This window comes from Gordonibacter pamelaeae 7-10-1-b (assembly GCF_000210055.1).
In the GTDB taxonomy this organism is placed as follows: Bacteria; Actinomycetota; Coriobacteriia; order Coriobacteriales; family Eggerthellaceae; genus Gordonibacter; species Gordonibacter pamelaeae.
On record NC_021021.1, the window covers coordinates 3202207 to 3203081 of the forward strand.

Here is an 875-nt window from a genome sequence, read left to right on the forward strand (position 1 = left end):
CAGGGGCGGCCTCGGCGTCGGCCGGAGCGATCTCGGCGGCCGTGACCGGCACGCCCACGCCGGCGATCACGGCGTCGGCCACGAAGTCGGCCAGCAGGCGCACGGAGCGGATGGCGTCGTCGTTGGCCGGGATGCCGAAATCGACGTCGTCCGGGTCGCAGTTCGTGTCGAGCGTGCCCACCACGGGGATGTTCAGGCGGCGGGACTCGTGGATGGCGATGGCCTCGCGGTTCGTGTCGATGACGAAGATGGCGTCGGGCACGCGCTTCATGTTGCGGATGCCGTTGAGGTTCGTCTGCAGCTTGCCGAGCTCCTTGCGCAGCAGGATCTGCTCCTTCTTCGGCAGCACCACCATGCGGCCGTCGGCCTCCATGGCCTCCAGCTCCTCCATGCGGGTCACGCGGGAGCGAATGGTGACGAAGTTCGTGAGCATGCCGCCGAGCCAGCGGGCGTTCACGTAGGGCATGCCGCACTTGTTGGCAGCGTCGGCCACGGCCTCCTGGGCCTGCTTCTTCGTGCCCACGAACAGCACGGTGCCGCCCTTGCGGGCGATCTCGGACACGAACGTGTAGGCCGCGTCCAGGCCGTAGAGCGTCTGCTTGAGATCGATGATGTAGATGTCGCCGCGGCTGCCGAAGATGTAGGGCTTCATCTTGGGGTTCCAGCGGCGCGTCTGATGGCCGAAGTGGCTGCCCGCGTCGAGCAGCGTCTGAATGCTGACTTTCGTCATTTCTCTCTCCATTCGTTAGTCCTCTGCCCGCGGTCATCCCCTGCCTCCGCAGCCTTTTCCGGTTGGCCACTGGCGGAGCGGGTCGCACGAGCATGCGTAATTAAAAACTGTAGGAGTATAACCGACCTGCGCATCGAACGCAAGA

The 875-nt window shown here is 65.4% G+C and carries 1 protein-coding gene; it reads right to left on the bottom strand.

The window, feature by feature from the left end:
* Nucleotides 1–730: 30S ribosomal protein S2 (rpsB, locus tag GPA_RS14715; RefSeq protein WP_041239728.1), on the bottom strand; the 730-nt coding region annotated here is incomplete at its 3' end.
* Between the last annotated feature and the right edge of the window lie 145 nt (nucleotides 731–875).